General features: G+C 44.9%; 14 protein-coding genes, 8 tRNA genes and 1 pseudogene. 9 read left to right on the plus strand and 14 right to left on the minus strand.

All coding sequences use genetic code 11. From position 1 onward, the window contains the following. Positions 1–129 (plus strand): annotated as a pseudogene (locus FTV48_RS15185) (hypothetical protein); the annotation flags it as partial. Positions 130–617: 488 nt separating this feature from the next. Continuing rightward, positions 618–1,325, plus strand: a complete 708-nt coding sequence (locus FTV48_RS06470) for a nitroreductase (RefSeq protein ID WP_218945887.1) — start codon at positions 618–620, stop codon at positions 1,323–1,325. 79 nt (positions 1,326–1,404) lie between these two features. On the opposite strand, the gene FTV48_RS06475 is transcribed toward FTV48_RS06470, so the two are convergent. After that, positions 1,405–2,622 (minus strand): multidrug effflux MFS transporter, encoded by a 1,218-nt coding sequence (locus FTV48_RS06475; RefSeq protein ID WP_100355565.1) that lies wholly within the window; start codon positions 2,620–2,622, stop codon positions 1,405–1,407. A 139-nt stretch (positions 2,623–2,761) separates the two neighbouring features. On the opposite strand from FTV48_RS06475, the gene yccS reads away from it, so the two are divergent. The 4 genes from yccS (at position 2,762) to FTV48_RS06495 (ending at position 9,223) form a co-directional block, all read left to right on the plus strand. Next, a complete protein-coding gene (gene yccS, locus FTV48_RS06480; protein ID WP_179999741.1) occupies positions 2,762–4,936 on the plus strand; it encodes a YccS family putative transporter in 2,175 nt (724 codons plus the stop codon). An 85-nt stretch (positions 4,937–5,021) separates the two neighbouring features. Then, positions 5,022–5,582: a YcxB family protein gene (locus FTV48_RS06485; RefSeq protein WP_005169724.1), complete on the plus strand. Its 561-nt coding sequence runs from the start codon at positions 5,022–5,024 to the stop codon at positions 5,580–5,582. Positions 5,583–5,753: 171 nt separating this feature from the next. Continuing rightward, on the plus strand, positions 5,754–8,333 hold the full coding sequence (locus FTV48_RS06490; protein ID WP_179999743.1) for a sulfite reductase flavoprotein subunit alpha: 2,580 nt from the start codon (positions 5,754–5,756) through the stop codon (positions 8,331–8,333). 95 nt (positions 8,334–8,428) lie between these two features. After that, positions 8,429–9,223: a YdcF family protein gene (locus FTV48_RS06495; protein WP_179999745.1), complete on the plus strand. Its 795-nt coding sequence runs from the start codon at positions 8,429–8,431 to the stop codon at positions 9,221–9,223. Positions 9,224–9,247: 24 nt separating this feature from the next. On the opposite strand, the gene FTV48_RS06500 is transcribed toward FTV48_RS06495, so the two are convergent. The 11 genes from FTV48_RS06500 to FTV48_RS06550 form a co-directional block, all read right to left on the minus strand. After that, complete coding sequence (locus FTV48_RS06500; protein WP_005097833.1) at positions 9,248–9,706, minus strand: DUF2750 domain-containing protein; 459 nt, start codon at positions 9,704–9,706, stop codon at positions 9,248–9,250. A gap of 71 nt (positions 9,707–9,777) precedes the next feature. Then, a tRNA-Val gene (locus FTV48_RS06505) sits at positions 9,778–9,853 on the minus strand. Positions 9,854–9,952: 99 nt separating this feature from the next. Next, positions 9,953–10,029 (minus strand) — tRNA-Asp (locus tag FTV48_RS06510). A 12-nt stretch (positions 10,030–10,041) separates the two neighbouring features. Beyond that, positions 10,042–10,117: transfer RNA gene (locus FTV48_RS06515), tRNA-Val, on the minus strand. Between the two features lie 70 nt (positions 10,118–10,187). After that, positions 10,188–10,264 (minus strand) — tRNA-Asp (locus FTV48_RS06520). Positions 10,265–10,278: 14 nt separating this feature from the next. Beyond that, positions 10,279–10,354 (minus strand) — tRNA-Val (locus FTV48_RS06525). 21 nt (positions 10,355–10,375) lie between these two features. Continuing rightward, positions 10,376–10,452 (minus strand) — tRNA-Asp (locus FTV48_RS06530). Positions 10,453–10,500: 48 nt separating this feature from the next. Further along, positions 10,501–10,577 (minus strand) — tRNA-Asp (locus tag FTV48_RS06535). A gap of 28 nt (positions 10,578–10,605) precedes the next feature. Beyond that, a tRNA-Val gene (locus tag FTV48_RS06540) sits at positions 10,606–10,681 on the minus strand. Positions 10,682–11,177: 496 nt separating this feature from the next. Next, on the minus strand, positions 11,178–11,711 hold the full coding sequence (gene elsL / locus FTV48_RS06545) for a cell wall-recycling L,D-carboxypeptidase ElsL (protein WP_005097834.1): 534 nt from the start codon (positions 11,709–11,711) through the stop codon (positions 11,178–11,180). Beyond that, the gene (locus FTV48_RS06550; protein ID WP_100329126.1) at positions 11,708–12,166 is read right to left on the minus strand and encodes a YbaN family protein; all 459 of its coding nucleotides are present in this window, start codon (positions 12,164–12,166) and stop codon (positions 11,708–11,710) included. Before FTV48_RS06550 ends, elsL begins: the two co-directional genes overlap by 4 nt. Before the next feature lie 87 nt (positions 12,167–12,253). Between FTV48_RS06550 and FTV48_RS06555 the strand changes: the two genes are divergently transcribed. The 3 genes from FTV48_RS06555 to dapE all read left to right on the plus strand — a co-directional run bounded on the left by FTV48_RS06555 (position 12,254) and on the right by dapE (position 14,652). Next, on the plus strand, positions 12,254–13,129 hold the full coding sequence (locus FTV48_RS06555) for a DUF1853 family protein (RefSeq protein ID WP_179999747.1): 876 nt from the start codon (positions 12,254–12,256) through the stop codon (positions 13,127–13,129). Between the two features lie 112 nt (positions 13,130–13,241). After that, the gene (locus FTV48_RS06560; protein WP_004280704.1) at positions 13,242–13,394 is read left to right on the plus strand and encodes an entericidin A/B family lipoprotein; all 153 of its coding nucleotides are present in this window, start codon (positions 13,242–13,244) and stop codon (positions 13,392–13,394) included. A gap of 121 nt (positions 13,395–13,515) precedes the next feature. Continuing rightward, positions 13,516–14,652: a succinyl-diaminopimelate desuccinylase gene (gene dapE / locus FTV48_RS06565; RefSeq protein WP_005169709.1), complete on the plus strand. Its 1,137-nt coding sequence runs from the start codon at positions 13,516–13,518 to the stop codon at positions 14,650–14,652. A 65-nt stretch (positions 14,653–14,717) separates the two neighbouring features. Here dapE and FTV48_RS06570 read toward each other — a convergent pair whose 3' ends face one another. Together FTV48_RS06570 and FTV48_RS06575 are read right to left on the minus strand one after the other, a co-directional pair. Further along, complete coding sequence (locus FTV48_RS06570) at positions 14,718–15,176, minus strand: hypothetical protein (protein WP_005169706.1); 459 nt, start codon at positions 15,174–15,176, stop codon at positions 14,718–14,720. 3 nt (positions 15,177–15,179) lie between these two features. After that, on the minus strand, positions 15,180–19,634 hold the full coding sequence (locus FTV48_RS06575) for an Hpt domain-containing protein (protein WP_179999749.1): 4,455 nt from the start codon (positions 19,632–19,634) through the stop codon (positions 15,180–15,182). Positions 19,635–19,728: the final 94 nt, after the last annotated feature.

The raw sequence follows: 19,728 nt of genomic DNA on the forward strand, positions 1-19,728 counted from the left end.
GACTGGATTGATGATTCTGTACAAACGGCTGAAGCGCACACCATAAAATTACGCCAGCATATTCATCAATATCCTGAGCTGGGGAATATGGAATTTAAAACCTCGGAACTGGTTCAAAAAGAATTAAGATGAAAAGTCGTACATTATGCTGTTTCTTCGTATCAGGTTTTATTTCTTTTTATTAGCAATAGTTAATTTACCTATAAAAAATAATTATAAATTCTCATTTTTATATGAAGATTAATCTATATTTTAATTCAAAAAAAATATTAATCTTTTACTCGACACAAAATGAAACAGGGATCTTGAAATTAAATTATCTTGATTTTCAGTCAAAATAAACCAGTTCTCTGTGTGAAATTGTTATTGTTGAATGGTTCAAGCACTTGGGTTTTAAGCCATTTTTTAAATCAAAGACCAACTTTATGACTAAATCCATTGCTATCACTTAGGCGATTTATGCTCAGCTAAAAGAATGCGAAATTTCATTATTCAAGTCATTTTGCTGATAAATTGTTTTTTCAGCTGGCGAAGAATTAAATTTTCCTATCCCCCGTTCTGTTTGTTTAGTTTATAGTCATTGCAAACTCAATAAGGATATTCGACTGGACCCCATAATGGATCAAAATCTTGTTCATGCTGTAGATCACACCATCACTTCTCGCCATTCGGTGCGCGCTTTTTTAAATACGCCGGTCAGTACAGACATCTTGAAACAGATTTTAACTGTGGCCAGCCGCGCACCTTCGGGCACCAATACCCAACCTTGGAAAGTCTATGTGGTGACAGGTAAAAAACGCGATGAACTGGTAGAACGCGTCTGTCAGGCCCAAATGCAAATCTATGCCAATCCCGAGCTGGCGGAACAATACCAAGAAACCTTTGCCTATTATCCTGAACAATGGCTCTCGCCGTTTATTGAACGTCGTCGTGAAAATGGTTGGGGCTTATATGGTTTGCTAAATATTCAAAAAGGCGAAAAAGAAAAAATGGCACGGCAGCAGCTGCGTAATTTTGAATTATTTGATGCACCGGTGGGACTGTTTTTTACCGTCCATCGCTCTTTGGCCATTGGTTCGAAAATGGATATTTCGATGATGATCCAGAATGTCATGATTGCAGCAAAAGCCCGCGGTCTGGACACTTGCCCGCAGGCCGCCTGGAATCATTTCCATCCCATCGTACTCGATCTGGTCGGTGCACCTGAACATGAAGAACTGGTCTGTGGCATGGCCTTGGGCTATGCCGATCCAGAGCAGATCATTAACAGCTTTATTACGCCGCGTGTCCCGGTAGAAGAATTCGCTGTATTTATTGATGAGTGATTGAATCAAGGCTGAGTCTATCGACTTGGCCTTATTTTCAGATCTTTAGATTTTATCTGGCCAGAGCCAGATCAGGCATTTATTCATGTTTGAATACTGGCAGCTCAAGTTGACAAATTGCCCAGACGGCAATACAAACAAAAACCAGCATAATCAATGCCATATTTAATAAAGCATTCCAAACCAGAAAATTTAGTAAAAGCCCGCCCAATAAGCCACAGACAAATTGCATACTGCCCATAATCGCGCTAGCAGTTCCTGCACGTGCACCCTGCTTCGCCATAGCCAATGCCATAGCATTCGGGCCAGTAAAACCGATCGACGCCACCACGACAAACATGCCCAGCAAGACCAATGCAATAGAATCTACATCCAGATAGCCAAGCAATACTAAAACGAAAACACCCACTAACTGTAGAACAATGCCGATTTTAAGGCGTTGCAATATCGAGAAACGCCCAGCCAGACGTTTATTCAAGGTCGAAAATAACATGATCCCGACAGCATTGGCACCAAAGGCATAGGCAAACTGCTGCTCAGTCAGTTGATAACGATCCATCAAAATGGCCGAAGATGCACTGATATAACAGAACATCACCGCACTGGAAAAACAGCCGGCATAAAGCGGATGTCGAAAGCTTTGATCCTGAAAAATGCTACGGTACAAACTTAGAACCTGTTGAACGTTCAGCTTGAGACGGCGTTCTGGTTCCAGAGTTTCTTTAAAGAGAAAATGTACACAGGCCAGACTCAGCAGACCGCAGCCCATCAACACCAAAAAAATCACATTCCACTCATAAAACATCAACACCCAGGCCCCCAGACTCGGCGCGAGAATGGGGGCAATCGCGGTCACAATCATCATGCTGGCAAAAGCCTGAGCTGCTGAATGCATATCCAGACGATCACGAATGGCCGCACGGGCCATGACCACCCCGACACAACCACCCAAAGCCTGCAGAATCCGTGCAGCGATCAGACTCCATTCATCCTGCGCAAACACACACAGCAGACTTGCCACAATGTATAAACACAGCCCAAAATACAGCGGTGGTTTACGCCCAATCCGGTCACTGATCGGCCCATAAATCAGTTGCCCCACAGCCAGACCGAAGAAGTAAGCCGGCAAGCTATTCGAGACCATTTGGGTACTGACGCCAAAATCTGCTGCCATCGCCGGCAAGGCAGAAAGATACATATCAATGGATAAAGGTCCGAGCGCACTCAGTGCCGCTAGCAAAACAATCCAGGACATGGCATAAGGTGGTTGTACGATTTTATTCGATGGCATAAGCATGAAGATTTAAAGCGCTAATATGCAGACAAGTTAACACAGTGCATAGTATGATTTAGCTTGAAATGAAATTTTATAAACCTACTATTTTTCATTGGCATATTCAGATTCATCTGTAAGACTGCAGTATAAAGGACGACTTTTGAAATCTTGGCTCACTCGTCTCAAGCAAACCACCTATAATACGACCTTGATGTATAACCTGCGTATGATGACGGCATTTGCAGGTACCGCCTTTGTTCCCTATTTTATGGGGCAACAATTGATGACGATTCCTCTGACTTTAGGTGTGGTCGCAGCCGGTTTAAGCGATATTGATGACCGCTTTTCGGTGCGTATTCTGAATCTGCTATATACCTACATGGGTTTCTTTATTACTGCGGTTGGCGTTTATCTGCTCTATCCTTATCCGCCGCTGTTCGCCTTGGCCTTGATTGTTTCTTGTATTGGCCTGATTCTGCTTGGCTCCCTTGGCAGGCGCTATGCCACAATTTCTTATGGCTGTCTGGTGGTTTCCGTCTATGCCATGCTGGGTGTCGAACTGTTCGATGAATGGTATAAGCAGGCCGGCTTGCTGGTCATCGGTGCGATGTGGTACGGCATTCTGTCGACGCTCAGCTTCCTGGTCTTCCCTGCCCGGTTGGCACAAGACAAGCTTGCCACCTCTTATGCTTCGCTTGGTGACTTTTTATATGCCAAGTCCAATCTGTTTGATGTGGACATGACCCCGACCAGTTATCAGCAGAGCATGATTGATCTTTCTCTTGAAAATGGCAAACTGATTGCCATTTTTAACGAAATGAAAACGGCGCTCTTGACCCGTCTAAAAGGCGACCGTGGGCAAAAAGATACCCGTCGCAGTCTGCAATATTATTTTGTGGCGCAGGATATTCATGAACGTGCCGATTCAGCCCATATTGATTATCAGAAACTGGCCAAGATTTTCCAGCACAGCGACATCCTGTTCCGCTTTCAGCGCATCATGTCGATTCAGGGCAAAGCCTGCAAGGACCTGAGTGAAAGTTTGCTGCTGCGCAAGCCTTATGTACATAACAAACGCTTCAAGCATGCTTTTGACAATCTTCGGCTGTCTCTGGAGAAATTACGTCAGGATCAGCATTATGATCAGGTCTGGATTAATGCTTTATTTTCACTATTTCAGAACCTGAAATCGATTGATGCCCAGTTACGTAACCTGGAAACCGAGCAAAGTATCAAAGCTGAGCGTTTTAAACATATTGAAAACCAGCTCAGAGATGATGACCTGAAAGGCTGGGACGACATCAAGGTTCGAATTAAACAGCATCTCACTCCAGAATCGGTGCTGTTCCGGCATGCCATCCGCCTGTCGATTGTGCTGCTGATCAGCTATATCTTTGTACAGGTCAGCAATATTGAATATGGTTACTGGATTTTATTAACTGCACTGTTTGTCAGCCAGCCAAACTTTAACGCCACCAAGCGGCGTTTACGTCTGCGGATTGTCGGTACCTTGGTCGGTATTATTTTCGGTTATGCCATTTTATATTTTGTACCTTCTGTCGAAGGACAATTATTACTGCTGGTGTTCAGCGGGATCTTGTTCTTTGAATTGCGTAGTAAACAGTATGCCCAAGCCACGGCCTTTATCACGATTCTTGCGTTGATCAACTTCAATCTGGATGGTATGGGCTTTGCTGCGGCTATCCCGCGGATGATTGATACCCTGATTGGCTGTGCCATTGCCTGGTTCGGGGTCAGCTTTATTTTCCCGGACTGGAAGTTCCGACGTTTGCCGCGCAGTATCAAACGCAGCTTGCAGGCAGAAGCGGACTATTTAAGTGAAGTGATCGAGCAATATAAATCGGGGCGTAATAATGGCCTGAAATATCGGATTGTGCGCCGTGCTGCCCACAATACCGATGCCGAGGTGGCTTCACTCATTTCGACCCTGGCCACTGAACCGGATATTGATCCGGTACAAAAATCGCTGGCCTTTGAGTTCCTGTGTCTGAACCATACCTTTATCAGTTACATCGCCGCGCTGGGGGCACACCGGGGGAAAATTGAAGATCAGGACATTCTGAATTTACTGGATAATGCATTAGAGAACATTCGCGGTGCATTATTACGAGACGAAACGCCCGATTTCAGGGCGCAAAATATGATTGTCCATATTCGACAGCGTCTATCACATGATCAGGAACAAGATCAGAAATCTCTGATCATTTTGCAGCAGCTGTCTTTAATGTTCAGTATTTTAAACCAGTTGAGCCAATTGAAACAAAGTTTGAGCCATGAGCGTGATGAACAGGCAACAGAACTCGGTTCATTATAATTTGGATGATTTTGGAACAATATACTCACTGAATTGGTACAATTAATGCTAAACTTTTTACAGTTTTAAATCTGCTAGTTTCACTATGACCGCGAAAAATTTATACGCTTATACCCTACAGCCTGTGAACTATGAAATTTCAGAAGCCGAGCAGCGTCATGCTCAGCTGGTGATCTGGCGTAGTACCAATAAAATTGGCATGAAAGCATGGCTGATCATGGGTGCTGTTGTTGCACTTTCTATTCTGGGCCTTCTGCTTCTCAAGAACTATTCAACCGTGTTCTGCTGGGTGGCGATTGCCTGTGTGGTGTTGTATTACCTGATCCGTACCTTTGGTCTGGAATGGTATGTTAAACGCAAGATGAATGAATTTCCGGTACAGGAAATCAAAGGTGTTCGTCTGGGCGTACAACCGCACGGTATCATCATGCGTCAGAAAATGGGCATGCAGGAAGGTGTGGGTGCGATCAGCTGGAAAGACATTTATGAATGGTACAACACACCAGAATTCATGTTGGTCAATTTCAAGGTAAAAGGCCAGCAAGGTGCTTATATCCTGCCTAAACGTCTGGACAGCAAAAACTTTTCTTTTAACACGATTCGTAAGCATCTAGAAGCAGAAGTTGGCGCAGCCAAACAAATCTAAACTTGTACACGTTTCAACCAAAAACCTCCTGCCCCGGCATGGAGGTTTTTTTTAATCCTAAAACAATAAATGATAATGAGAATAAATATTATCCTCAACACCTATAATTCAGTATTAAAGTTCAGTTATAATTTGGCCACTTTTATAAAGCTCACCCTTAATCTGACGACCATGTTTAAAAAAACATTTTTCCAAATCCACTGGTTTCTGGGGATTACAGCAGGTTTAATCCTCTCTTTGATGGGCGTCACTGGCGCAATTTATTCCTATGAACAACAAATCTTAAAATGGATAAATAACGACAGTTATACGGTTCAGGTTCAGCAAGGTGACAAACTTACGCCTGCTCAGCTGTATCAGCATTTTCAAAATACCACTCCAGAGATGAAGATTAACAGTATTAGCGTGGCACAAGATCCAAGTGCTTCAAGTACTGTAAATATTGCCAAAGAGGGAGCACGGCGTGGTCATAACATCCTGATCAATCCCTATACTGCCGAAGTTTTGCCTGAAATTAAGGGTCGGGAATTTTTCCAGTTTATTCAGCAACTGCATCGTAATTTAACGGTTGGCCCGGTCGGCAAACAGATTACCGGTGCTTGTACTTTAATGCTGATCTTTTTCGTCTTGTCCGGTCTTTACCTGCGCTGGCCAAAGCGTCATTCGATCAAGCAATGGTTCTTTGTAAAACCCAAGCTGAAAGGCCGTAATTTTATCTGGGATCTGCATGCTGTTGTGGGAACCTGGGTGGTGATTTTCTACCTGATTCTGGCTTGTACCGGCCTGTACTGGTCCTATGACTGGTGGCGTAGCGGGATGTTTAAAGTTCTCGGCGTTGAACGTCCACAGCCTACCATGCAAGCCAATGCGGGCAATAATCGTGGTGAAGGACGTCAAGGTGGCGAACGCGGCCCACGTGGTGAAGGACGCGAAGAAGGCATGAATCCAGAACAGATTAGCCGCGCGCTAGATTTGAGCTGGACTGGCTTTAATACTGAATTTTCAGATAAATATTCCACAGTAACCTTTAATCTTCCCAAAAAACCCGACGGCAGCATGCAGCTCAGCTTTGTCGATCCGGTTGCCCAACATGAACGTGCGCGGAACAGTGCCACTTATAATTACCAGACAGCCGAATTTACAGAAGTTGAGCTCTATGAAGATAAAAAGCTCAATGAAAAGATCATGAGCAGCATGTTACCGGTGCATCGTGGCAGCTTCTTCGGCCCGATCTACCAGTTCTTTGCCATGGTCGCAGCCTTGTTAATGCCATTATTCTTTGTGACAGGCTGGATGCTGTATCTGAAACGTCGTAAACAGAAGCGCTTAACGCTGGCAGCGCGTCAGGGTGTCACTCCAGTTGACTTAGATGAAAATGCCAAACCTTGGCTAATTGCTTATGCATCACAAACAGGTGTCTCAGAACAACTGGCTTGGCGTACAGCAACTGCCCTGCAGGAAGCACGTCAACCGGCAACAGTAAAAGCGGTACAACAACTGACGCTTGCCGATTTACAGCAAACTGAGCAGGTATTATTTGTTGCCAGTACTTATGGCACAGGTGAAGCACCTGATCTGGCCTCTTCTTTTGAGAAAAAAATCCTGTCTGGCAAAGCTGATTTGCGGCATTTAAATTATGCGGTGTTGGCGCTCGGTTCTCAAGAATATCCGGATAGCTATTGCAGTTTTGGTCACCGTATTGACCAGTGGTTGCAGCAAAATGGTGCCCAGCAGTTATTCACTACCATTGAAGTGGATAATGCCAATAATGAGCACATCCAGCAATGGAATACTGCACTGGCACAAGTAACTCGCCTTGAACTGCAAGCCATGGGTATCGATAAAACCTTTGATCAGTGGACACTGACTCAACGTGAAATCCTCAATCCAGGTAGTCTGGGTGCTCCTGCCTTTAATATCGAACTGATTCCTGAGCATGAAGCAATCTGGCAAGCAGGTGATATTGCCGAGATTCAGCCAGCTAACAGTCCGGAACGTATTCAGGCATTTATGCAACAACACAATATTGCTGCCGGCACACAAGTGCCTTCTATGCAGCAAAGCATTGAGCGCGCGCTTTGGGATCGTGATCTGACTCAGGCAGAACCTTTTGATTCAATGGATCAGCTCCTCAAGCAATTACCGGCTTTGGCATCACGTGAATACTCGATTGCCAGCATTCCAAGTCAGCAAGTCCTGCGTCTGGTGGTACGTCAGCAAGCTGATGCGAATGGAAATCTAGGTCTGGGTTCAGGCTGGTTAACCCAGCATGCCGCACTCAATGCACCGATTGCGCTACGCATTCGCAGCAACGAATCGTTCCACCTGATTGATGATAACCGTCCGATCATTTGTATTGGGAATGGTACCGGTATTGCTGGTTTAATGAGTCTGCTCAGCTCCCGTAACCGTCAGGAATACACCCAAAACTGGCTGATCTTCGGTGAACGTCAGCGTGAACATGATTTTTTCTTTGCAGAAACCATTCAGGCCTGGTTGCAAATGGGAACCCTGAAACGGCTGGATCTTGCGTTCTCTCGTGACCAGCAGGAAAAAGTCTATGTGCATCATAAATTACGGGAACAGGCTGAAGAGCTGAAAACCTGGGTTGCCCAAGGCGCAGTGATTTATGTCTGTGGTAGCATCAATGGCATGGCCAGTGATGTCGATCAGGCCCTGACCGAGATACTTGGTGAAACGCTGCTCGATCAATTACGTCTGGATGGCCGTTATCGCCGTGATGTATATTAAGATGAACTGATATACTAAAAACCGGGCGCAATAGCCCGGTTTTTGAAAATACAAAAGTAATAAGAAAAATATGAATAAGAAAAAAGGAAACTTGGATGCTCAATCAACTTAAACGAAGTCTCAGTCTGATCTTTGGCTTGATCCTCTGTATCAATAGCGTCTGGTTACTGAATCAGGATCAAAGGCATTTTGGTATCATGCTGTCTATCATCATTGGTGTGACACTGATCCTGTATGCCCTGCTTTTTTCATCTATTCAGCGCTGGAAACAAAATTCTCGACTCAGAACACTGTTCTGGAACAGTCTCTGGGGCGGATTTTTACTCTGGATGATCAGTGTTGCGATTTTTTTCGCTTATATCCAGATGTCGATTAACTCGAATATTCCTGCACAACCGGCTACAGCGATTCTGGTATTAGGTAGTGGGATTAACCAGGGTCAACCCTCACCCATCTTAAAAAATCGTCTGGATACTGCAGCAAAATATGCAGAACAATATCCAGATACGTTGATGATTATGACCGGAGGACGAAATTTCCGGGAAAGACAAAGCGAAGCTGAAGTCATGCAACATTATATTCATACGACCTATCCGCAGCTCAAAAACCCGATTCGCTTAGAAGATCAAAGCAGAAGCACCCAACAGAACCTGCAATATTCTCAGGCGATCTTGCAACAACAGAATATTGGCCGAAATGAGCCCATTGTGATTGTGACCAACGATTTTCATAGCCCGCGTGCCCATGCCATTGCCAGACATCAGGGCTATCAGCAAGTGATCAGTCTGAGTGCCAGCACTCCTCAGAATGCTCGCTACCATTCATGGCTACGTGAATATTTTGCGTTGATTAATGGCTGGCTGCTGAATGAATATTCACTGTTCCAATAAACAAGCTATTTAACAACAAGAACATTAATTTAAACGAATGTGTCTTGGCAAAGGCATATCCGGATTTTTAAAAAGTTCCGGCTTTTGCACATAGATCTGATACAGATAATTTTTGATATCCAGTAATAATTTTTCCGGTGCCACCAGAATATTCTGCCCTTCTGGCGTCAGATCAAGAGACACAATGGTACTTTCCTGACGTAAAAACGGAATCACTTTCTCTACAAAATCCTTGAGACCAATTTCCTGAATATCGTAATTCACCCAATTGTCTTTAATCAGCAGACGAGCCAGACCTTTACTGTGCCAGCAAGCAAATGCACGCTGTCCAGTAGGGGTCGCACACAAAGCCCAGCCATCCTGATAAAGCGCAAAAATACCGGCATTCGCGACAATCGATTCAATATACTGTTTATAAAGGTGTTGAGGGTCGTATGTAGTTTGAGATTTGGTCGCTGCCTTGCGCTGATATGGATTTCTCATCGTCGTGAAACCTTCAAATTATTATAGACTTCAAATTCTATGAGATGTTCAGTGTTTAGGCAAGAAAGATATGGTGGGCGCTGACGGGATCGAACCGCCGACATTCTGCTTGTAAGGCAGACGCTCTACCAACTGAGCTAAGCGCCCTGAGAAAAACAACAGCGTTGTTTTTAATGACGCAAGACAAGGAATGTCTTGGTATATTGAACACTCAGATCTCAGGAATCCAAGCTTCTCATCTTAGGATGGCGCAGCGGACGGGGCTCGAACCCGCGACCCCCGGCGTGACAGGCCGGTATTCTAACCAACTGAACTACCGCTGCATCGTAAGAATCTGGTGGGCGCTGACGGGATCGAACCGCCGACATTCTGCTTGTAAGGCAGACGCTCTACCAACTGAGCTAAGCGCCCTGATAAAGAGTGTCAATCTTTAGTTTAATCAAATTTAAGCTCAGGGACCTAAATTTAATTTCTTTTGAAATGGCGCAGCGGACGGGGCTCGAACCCGCGACCCCCGGCGTGACAGGCCGGTATTCTAACCAACTGAACTACCGCTGCATCGCAAAAGATTATGGTGGGCGCTGACGGGATCGAACCGCCGACATTCTGCTTGTAAGGCAGACGCTCTACCAACTGAGCTAAGCGCCCTCAAAAGGTCTATCGTATAAATGGCGCAGCGGACGGGACTCGAACCCGCGACCCTCGGCGTGACAGGCCGATATTCTAACCAACTGAACTACCGCTGCATTTACACAATGTCGCTATTGTGGCAAACGAGAATCAAGATCTTAAAGTGGCGCAGCGGACGGGGCTCGAACCCGCGACCCCCGGCGTGACAGGCCGGTATTCTAACCAACTGAACTACCGCTGCAACTATAAGGTCTCAACATGAAAGAGCTTGGTGGGCGCTGACGGGATCGAACCGCCGACATTCTGCTTGTAAGGCAGACGCTCTACCAACTGAGCTAAGCGCCCTTTCTAAACGTCTATCATCGTTTGATGGGTGCATTATAGAGAATCTGCACAGCCTGTCAAACGCTTTTCGGAATGTTTTCCACTTTTTAGGTGTGAGTGATTAAAAAATAGGTTGTTTGTTAAAAAAAACAACACTTTTTGTTTATTTTTTAAGTCTCTACCGAAATTTTTTAATTTCCAAAATGAAAATCACAACAAAATTTCCTGTCTTCTCTTGCAAGATTTCAGACTCACTCAGGCAATATGCTTTAGTTCCGATCAAGAATTATACAAAGCTTTAAAATTACTCGGCGTTGTGTTCATGTAATCTTTCAACTGTCATTTATTTTTATGTGAAAAATAGCGATAAAGTTTAGCTTTAGACGATGATTCAACCCGTTTCATGCTGTAAAAATAGGATCTGGATCAGATTAATAAATGTCTTAAACTGTATTAAATCATCTCATCCCGCCCGTAAAAACAAAATCATTTTCACATGACATTAAAGATCGATTCATTATTCAGTATGCACACCCTTCAGCATTTTTGAATCTAATGCATGTTCCGAGATATACACCAAAGCATTCTCACCCACCAGGTCAAAGAGTTCAGCGACCTCCAGATTCCGCATACGAATACAGCCATGAGAAAGCGGCTCTCCCATCATTTCTGTTTCTGGCGTGCCATGAATATAGATATAACGTTGATAGGTATCGCAGCCCTCGCCTTGATTAAAACCGGCTTCAAGCCCACTCAACCATAAAATACGGGTCAAGATCCAGTCACGTTGCGGAAACTCTGCTGCCAGTTCAGCATCATAAATTTCACCCGTCGCCTGACGTGCAATAAATACACTGTTTAAAGGTGCATTCTGACCAAACTTTTCAGCGATCTTGTGCCAGCCACGTGGGGTCTTGCCACTATTTTCAGTTTCACCAATGCCATTTTTACCAGTGGAAATCAGATATTGCTTGTTTAGACGTGGCAAATACAGCTTTTGTTGGGCGAGATCAATCAGGATATCTGCTTGATCCAGATGCAAGGTATTCATGACTTGTTATTCTCTGAATCTACTTTATTTGACTCTGTTTTCTTTAACTTTATCTCTGTCTTTTCAGGATGAATCGTTTCTTGATGAAGCATCACCTGATCCGGTTCAGGACGTCGCCATAACCAGATGGCCACAATCAGCATGGTGATATTGGTAAAGGCTTTTACTGCCAAGGGTGCGGTAGTAAACAGCATGATAATCCCGCTGATCAGCATCATGATACTGGCCAGCCATTTGGCCTTACGCGGTACAGTACCATGTGCCCGCCAATCTCTTAAAGTCGAGCCATATTTGGGATGGTTCAATAACCAGTTATCCATTTGTGGCCAACCTTTAGATGCCGCCCAAGCAGCCAGAATCAAAAAGACCGTTGTTGGCATACCCGGCAGGATTGCACCGATAAAGCCCAGGATCACAAACAGCACCACCAGACTCCGCCAAAACAACACTTTCATACATCAACCCTAACCGCAGAATTCAGGTAGTATAAAGCGTTTTCCGATACTGTCCGTTGTATTTCTGCACTTTTCACAGGTTGTACCATGTCTTTTTCCAGTTTAAACCAAAATCTTGTAGAAGCATGGCATCGTTATCAACATCCTCTGGTACGGCAACTGGCATTTGCTGTCGGCAGTCCGAATATCCTGTCCGGTATTCCCGAGGAGCTTGAACTCATACATCGCTTTGAGCTACATGACAGCCAGACCTGGCAGCAATATCTTAGCCAGTATCATCCGCGTTTGGAATTTCTCGATCAGCATCCAGAAGAATTAATCGAATTTGTGCAGCAACTGAAAAGCACGCGTTTGGGGCTACGCTTTGAAATGCTGGTCTGGTTCTGGTTACTCGACGATACTTATCATCCCTATCAGCTACTCGGTCATAGTATTCAGCAAATTGAGGGTGCAAAAACCTTGGGTGAACTGGATTTCCTAGTCCTTAATACCGATACCGGACTGGTTGAACACTGGGAAATTGCCCTGAAATATTATCTGGCCGAAGCAGATTTTAGTCTGCCGCATTGGTACGGCCTGAACCGCACCGATACCTTAATCAGAAAAATGAACCATTTCACACAAAAACAGTTCCAATTTGATGAAGCTTTAGCACATTCTATTCAAAAACGTTTTTGTGTGATGAAGGGACAGTTGTATCTGCCGACCCATCATGCTGACCAGCCTATTCCCACCTGGATTAATACCAAGCGTCGCCTAGGTCTATGGGGACAGCATATTCCTGCTGCACAAGACGCGTTCTATCGCCTGCAGCGGCATGAATGGATTTATCCGCAAGCCCAGCCAAGCAGTTTGACTGCGACCTGGTGGACGGATGGTCTCTATAAAAAAATCGATCGCAATGACTTCTATATGTATCGCCAACCGGTACTAAGCCAGTATCCATCACATAAGCCCCTATAAAGCATTACATTTATTAACCGAAGCACTATGAAAACCACATATTTTTTAGTGCGTATATTTTCTACTCTAAGTTCCACATCATAATAATTTTATTATTGATTATACGGAGATGATGATGAAAAAAATTCTTGCTGCTTCATTAATGATGGCTTTTGTATTAACTGGCTGTAACACCGTAAAAGGTATGGGCAAAGACGTGTCTAAGGCGGGCGATGCGGTAACCAATACTGCTGAAAAAACCTCTGACGAAATCCGTCAAAACTAGTTTTTTCTTAAATGGTCATAGAACCCTATCTCAGATAGGGTTTTTTTATATCGATCGTTCACATTCAAGCCGATATTCGCCTATTATAGAGCCGAGAAAATTATCGACTGTTGAAAACCGCATGAGCTCTTCCGCTACTCTCGATTTAAGCCTGCAACTATTACGTCAGCCTTCTGTCACCCCCATTGATCATGACTGCCAGAATATTATGGCGGAACGTTTAAAAAAGATTGGTTTCAATATTGAATCCATGCGTTTTGAAGATGTCGATAATATCTGGGCACGCAAAGGCACAGAAGGTCCGGTCTTCTGTTTCGCTGGCCATACCGATGTGGTGCCAACGGGCAACCTGGATGACTGGAACTCAGACCCATTTCTACCCGAAATCCGTGAAGGTAAACTTTATGGTCGTGGCAGTGCCGACATGAAAACGGCTTTGGCAGCCATGATCGTGGCGACAGAACGTTTTGTAGAAAAATACCCAAATCATAAAGGTTCAATTGCTTACCTGATTACGTCAGATGAAGAAGGCCCATCAATTAATGGTACAGTCAAGGTCATTGAAACCCTGGAAGCGCGTAATGAAAAAATTACCTGGTGTCTGGTCGGTGAACCGTCAAGTACCCATAAACTGGGGGATATTGTCAAGAATGGCCGTCGCGGTTCTTTAAATGCCAATCTCACGGTAACAGGCAAACAAGGCCATGTGGCATATCCGCATCTGGCAGTAAACCCGATTCATAGCGCCTCTAAAGCGATTGCCGAGCTGTGTGACACCGTCTGGGACCATGGCAATGAATATTTCCCGGCAACCACTTTCCAGATTTCCAATATCAATTCAGGTACAGGCGCAACCAATGTTGTTCCGGGTAGCATGAATCTGCTATTTAACTTCCGTTATTCAACTGAAGTGACTGCCGAAGAACTTAAAGCACGTACTGTGGAAATTCTGGATCGTCACGGTGTGGATTATGATATTTCCTGGACTTTATCTGGCTTGCCATTTCTGACCCCGGTCGGCGAGCTGGTCAATGCAGCTAAAACCGCTATTCTAAATGTCACAGGCACTGAAACCGAGCTTTCTACTTCTGGTGGAACCTCGGATGGCCGCTTTATTGCACCTACAGGCGCACAGGTACTGGAACTTGGGGTGTTAAATGCCACTATTCACCAGATCAATGAGCATGTTGATATTGCCGATCTGGAGCCACTGGCTGAAATTTATGAACAGATTTTGGTAAATTTACTCGCCAATTAAGTAAATTCATAACGCAATAAAAAAGGAACTCCATGGAGTTCCTTTTTGATATTTGATAGTTTGCATTACAGCCCGATTGTAGCCTGAATATTCGTCATATTCGGAATATGGAACAGCTGTTCATTCATTCGTACATATTGGAAAATTGCAGGGTCATTCACCGGCTGATCGACATCGACCACTTCAGAAATACGAATCCGGATGGTTTTCGGCATTTCATTGCACATTAGGGCAAAACGCTGATTGATCTCATCACCTTCAATCACCAGTGCCACGCCATGTTGACGTGAAGGCTCATTGATGGCATAGACTGGCAATTGTGCTTCATGCCATTCCACTGTCTTGACCTGGGTAGTGCTGTCCAGCGCTGACAGCACAATGTTTTGTGGCAATAACATCGGATCTTTGCCATGACAGTCAATAATATAGGCATCAATAAATCCGGTCGATACCGTAATCAGATGCTGAAGTTCCTGCTGGCTAATCTGATCAGCCATCTTGCTCGTCGAATTGCTCTGACTCATCGATTACCCCTGTTTTTCGGCAATTAATTGTTGAATATTGGCCAGCAGTTCAGCTTCCTGGAACGGTTTACCCATATAGTGGGTCACGCCCAGACTGAATGCACGTTCACGATGTTTCTCACCAGTACGCGACGTAATCATGATAATCGGCAAGTCACGGTGAATATCATGGTGACGAACCAGGTTGGTGACTTCAAAACCATCCATACGTGGCATTTCGATATCCAGCAGCATCAGATCCGGTCTGACATTTTCTAGCTGCTCGATCGCATCTACACCATCTTTGGCGGTCACAATGTCATAGCCCTGACGTTCAAGCAGACGCGAAGTTACCTTACGTACTGTCACCGAGTCATCGACAATCATCACCAGACGACGTGCATTGGAATGACGCGAACCATCACGCTGATCATGCATCTGTTTCACACGCTGTGTCGCCTGAATCTGACGCGCAATATTCTGGCCATCGAGAATCAGACAGACCTGACCATCACCCAGAATTGTAGCACCCGCCACTACCCCGATGTTGGCAAACTGCTGTCCAATCGGTTTCACCACAATCTGTGCACGTGAACCCACCAGTTGATCGACCAGCAAGGCAATGGTTTGGCCACTGTTGCCTTTAATCAGAAGCACCGGCAATGAATGACCGACATTATTCAGACGTGGAATCGGCTGAGTACCGACAAATTCAGACAGATAACGCAGCTTGTAGTTTTCACCATCAATCTTGAAGTAATCGTCTTTACTGTTAAAGTAAGTTTCCAATGTGGTCGGCGCAATCCGCACGATTCGGTCAATCTGCGCCAGAGAAATTGCATATTGCTGATCGCCCGCTTTCACCATCAAGGCATCACTAACGGCCACTGTCGTCGGTACGCGAATCGTAAAGACCGTGCCCTTACCCAGTTCCGAGCTGACCGAAACATGACCACCGAGCAACTTGATTTCACTTTGTACCACGTCCAGACCAACGCCACGACCAGAAATCTGGGTGACTGCTTTTGCGGTAGTGAAACCAGGATGGAAGATATATTGTAGTATTTCATCCTGATCAATCGGCTGGTCGGCTTTGATCAGATCCAGACTGAGGGCTTTCTCACGAATTTTCTCCGCATCGATCCCCTTGCCATCATCACTGAAAGAAACGATGACATCGGTTCCTTGACGGCTGATGTTCAATACAATAGAACCCACTTCCGGCTTGTTCAATGCCAGACGATCTGCGGTATCTTCCAGACCGTGGTCAATCGCATTACGCAACATATGTTCAAATGGCGTAACCAGACGTTCCAGAATATTACGATCCAATTCACCTTCAGTATTCTGCACAATCAGTTCGGCAGGACGGTTCAAGGTGGTTGAGGTTTGACGCACAATACGTTGTAAACGCGGCAACATCCGGTCAAACGGCACCAGACGGGTACGCATCAGGCTTTCCTGAATCTCGGCCTGAATACGCGATTGTTGTAATAATAAACCTTCAGTTTCACGAATCTTGTCGGCCAAGGTGCTCTTGAAATCGACCAGATCCGATGCCGATTCTGCCAGAGATTTAGATAACTGGTTCAACGATGAATACTGGTCCATTTCCAGCGGATCGAAGTCGGCATAGCGCGAATTTTCTGAACCATGCTTGGCAATAATCTGTGATTCAAGCTCGCCTTCCATTCGACGCAACTGGTCGGCAAGTCGTTTGATCGCCAGTTCCATCTCGTTCAGGGTATTGCCGAGCTGACCCAGATCCATCTCGATCCGCGAACGGTTAATCGAGTTCTCACCCGACAGGTCAATCATCTTCTCGACCAGATCAGCAGAGATACGAATCATCTCGTTATTGCTATCGCTACTGCCTGTATTCGCCCACTCACCCATCATCTGTGGCGGTTCAGTACCATCACCCTCAACAAAACCAAAGTCGGTACTGACCACCAGATGTTCTGTTTTTGCCAGACGCTCAGGCAATTGCGCAGTGACGTCCACATAAGCAATCTTTTTCAGACTGCTTTGAAGCTGCTCAAAACCGCTATAGTCGCGCTGGAAAATTGCCTGTTTTAACCAGGCCAGTGTTTTCTGCAATAAGCCATCATAGGCATTCGAGTTGAATTGATAAACTGCAAACTGCTCGAAAGTGGTTTCCAGTTCATAGGCAATGCTGGCCACCTCTTCAGTTTCAATCATGCGTGCACCACCTTTAATACTGTGGGCAGCACGTTGTAACTGAAGTAATAAACTACGGTCACTACGCTGATCAAACCATTGATTGAGCAGCTTCTCGGCATTGGCCAGAATTTCTTCAGACTCTTCGAGGAAGGTTTCTTCAACGATTGATTTCAGCTCATCTTCTTCAGAGCGTTCAACTTGATTTTCAGTAAATCCAGGGGTTTCAACAGTTTCAACTAATTTTTCTGTTTCAGCCAGATCAGTTGCAGGCTGTTCTGTCGCCACTGATTCTTCGAATGGCACTTCAGGAGTTGATAGCGTCTCTAACGCGGTCACGTTGAATTCAGCAGTTGTGCTTTCAACAGCAGCCAGCGTTTGCCCAGAAAGTAGTGCCTGAATATTTTGTAAAATTGCCACCGCTTCTGTCGCCGGATAATCAATGCCATCATCTCGAATGGACTGAATACGGTCGGACACATTGTCCTGTACCAGACGGACAATCTGGATTAAAGCAGGTGTTACGGCAATCTGCTGACGGATCACCCGTTCATAAATACTTTCCAGTTCATGGGCAATCAAACCGATATGCGAAGCCGCAATCATGTTTGCACCACCTTTTAAGGTATGCAAATGACGCATCAGATTGTTCAGTGAAGTCGTATCATCCTGTTTTTTGCTCCAGGTATTCAGATCTTCATCAATACCTGCCAGCAATTCATCGGCTTCTTCCAGAAAGATACCTAACAGTTCTTCATCGAAATCACGGTTGGTTTCAGCACTCTCGCGCTGTTGACGATCGGCTGCAATACGCTGGCTCAAGGCAGCGAAATCTACGCTGCCTGTGCTTAAGGTGTCAGCCGTTGGGATAATATCTGTGGTCGGCTCAACGCCTGACTTTTCAGTCTCTTCAGCAAAGATCTCAAGATCCTGTTGTACAAATGCCGACAGTTCACTTAAAGTTTTTTGAATGTCATCATTTAGAATGACGCGCTGTCCTGCAGCCAGGGTATCAAATAAATGAATAAATTCCTGATGTGCCTGTGCAAACAGTTCATAAGCATAATTACTGTTTAACAGCACCGGCTTTTTAAGCAGGGCATCATAAGCCGATTTCAGATCTGCCGTGAATTCATGAATTCCTTTGGCCGCGCGGCTATCAGTATGCGCCAGTAATTCTGCAGCCTGTTGACTCAGTGCCTGGATATATTCCGGATAATCGACTTGTGCGCGTTTATCGAATTCAAACTCAGCATCGAGCAACAGGTCAATATCCAGTTCAACCAGTTTGGACACCAGACCTTGGGTTTGAACCGCATCTGATTCAATGACCGCAAAGCCATAATCACTCCAGACTGCTTCAAAAGTGGCATAGACCGCATCTAGTTTTTCGGTATCCCCCTGACCTAATAAATGCACATAATCACTGATAAATTCGGCATATTGAATCAGTAAGGCTGTTTCTTTTGAGGTCGAGACAATTTCATCTTGTAACAAGGTCTTAAATAACTGTTCAACTTTAGAGCTGGCTTCAAAAATCTGTTCAATCTGCGCCATCGATGAACTGCCACGCAAGGTATGAATGGCACGAATCAGGGCATTATAATCTTGTGATTTTTCATCTTCAGTACGCAGGAAGGTGGCAATCGTTTCCAGATGCTCTTCGGCTTCTTCAATGAAGATGGCCACGGTTTCTTCAATATCAGTGCGAACCGCTACTTCTACCGGCGCTGTTTCGATAATAGCAGCAGATTCACTTAGGTCATGATCTGCAATTTCCAGCCCTGTGGTCTGACCTTCGGCAGTCAAATGATCGGCCAATGCTAATAATTCTTCTAGCGCAGGTTCAGGTGAAAGGTTTTGTTGTAATTGTTGTCCCAACAGCAGCATTGGACGCAGGTCGAGATCGATTTCCTGTACATGTTTGAATTTTGGATATAAAGCATATTGATAGACATTCAGTACCGCTTGGGCAAATTTTTGCACCATCGCTGTCAGCTGAATTGAACCGGACAAGACCCGGTTCAGGGTATCTTCAACTGCCCAGGCCATTTCCCCTGCCGATTTTGCACCCACCATACGACCTGAACCTTTCAGGGTATGAAAATGACGGCGAATGGTCTTCAGATTTTCCTGATGATCTGGATTGACCAGCCATTCTGGAAATAAAGCATTTAACTCAACGAAGATTTCTTCGATTTCCTCAACAAAAATTTCAAGAATTTCTGCATCTTGATCAAGATAACTATCTTCAGGAAGCGTTGTCGTTTCAACTAAATTTTTTAATATTTCTTTCATAGCTTATGCTTCTTACGTTATGCCGCCAAGAAGGGCGCTCAAACTTAATTGTGACCGTCACGCAATACCTAATGTTTGAGGTTAAGTACATCTT

The sequence above is a fragment of the Acinetobacter sp. YH18001 genome, from assembly GCF_013416975.1.
GTDB lineage: Bacteria > Pseudomonadota > Gammaproteobacteria > Pseudomonadales > Moraxellaceae > Acinetobacter > Acinetobacter pseudolwoffii.

Coding starts and splice junctions, on each gene's coding strand:
- FTV48_RS06470 (WP_218945887.1), top strand. CDS start 618: ATGGATCAAAATCTTGTTCATGCTGTAGATCACACCATCACTTCTCGC.
- FTV48_RS06475 (WP_100355565.1), bottom strand. CDS start 2,622: ATGCTTATGCCATCGAATAAAATCGTACAACCACCTTATGCCATGTCC.
- FTV48_RS06485 (WP_005169724.1), top strand. CDS start 5,022: ATGACCGCGAAAAATTTATACGCTTATACCCTACAGCCTGTGAACTAT.
- FTV48_RS06490 (WP_179999743.1), top strand. CDS start 5,754: ATGTTTAAAAAAACATTTTTCCAAATCCACTGGTTTCTGGGGATTACA.
- FTV48_RS06495 (WP_179999745.1), top strand. CDS start 8,429: ATGCTCAATCAACTTAAACGAAGTCTCAGTCTGATCTTTGGCTTGATC.
- FTV48_RS06500 (WP_005097833.1), bottom strand. CDS start 9,706: ATGAGAAATCCATATCAGCGCAAGGCAGCGACCAAATCTCAAACTACA.
- elsL (WP_005097834.1), bottom strand. CDS start 11,711: ATGAATACCTTGCATCTGGATCAAGCAGATATCCTGATTGATCTCGCC.
- FTV48_RS06550 (WP_100329126.1), bottom strand. CDS start 12,166: ATGAAAGTGTTGTTTTGGCGGAGTCTGGTGGTGCTGTTTGTGATCCTG.
- FTV48_RS06555 (WP_179999747.1), top strand. CDS start 12,254: ATGTCTTTTTCCAGTTTAAACCAAAATCTTGTAGAAGCATGGCATCGT.
- FTV48_RS06560 (WP_004280704.1), top strand. CDS start 13,242: ATGATGAAAAAAATTCTTGCTGCTTCATTAATGATGGCTTTTGTATTA.
- dapE (WP_005169709.1), top strand. CDS start 13,516: ATGAGCTCTTCCGCTACTCTCGATTTAAGCCTGCAACTATTACGTCAG.
- FTV48_RS06570 (WP_005169706.1), bottom strand. CDS start 15,176: ATGAGTCAGAGCAATTCGACGAGCAAGATGGCTGATCAGATTAGCCAG.
- FTV48_RS06575 (WP_179999749.1), bottom strand. CDS start 19,634: ATGAAAGAAATATTAAAAAATTTAGTTGAAACGACAACGCTTCCTGAA.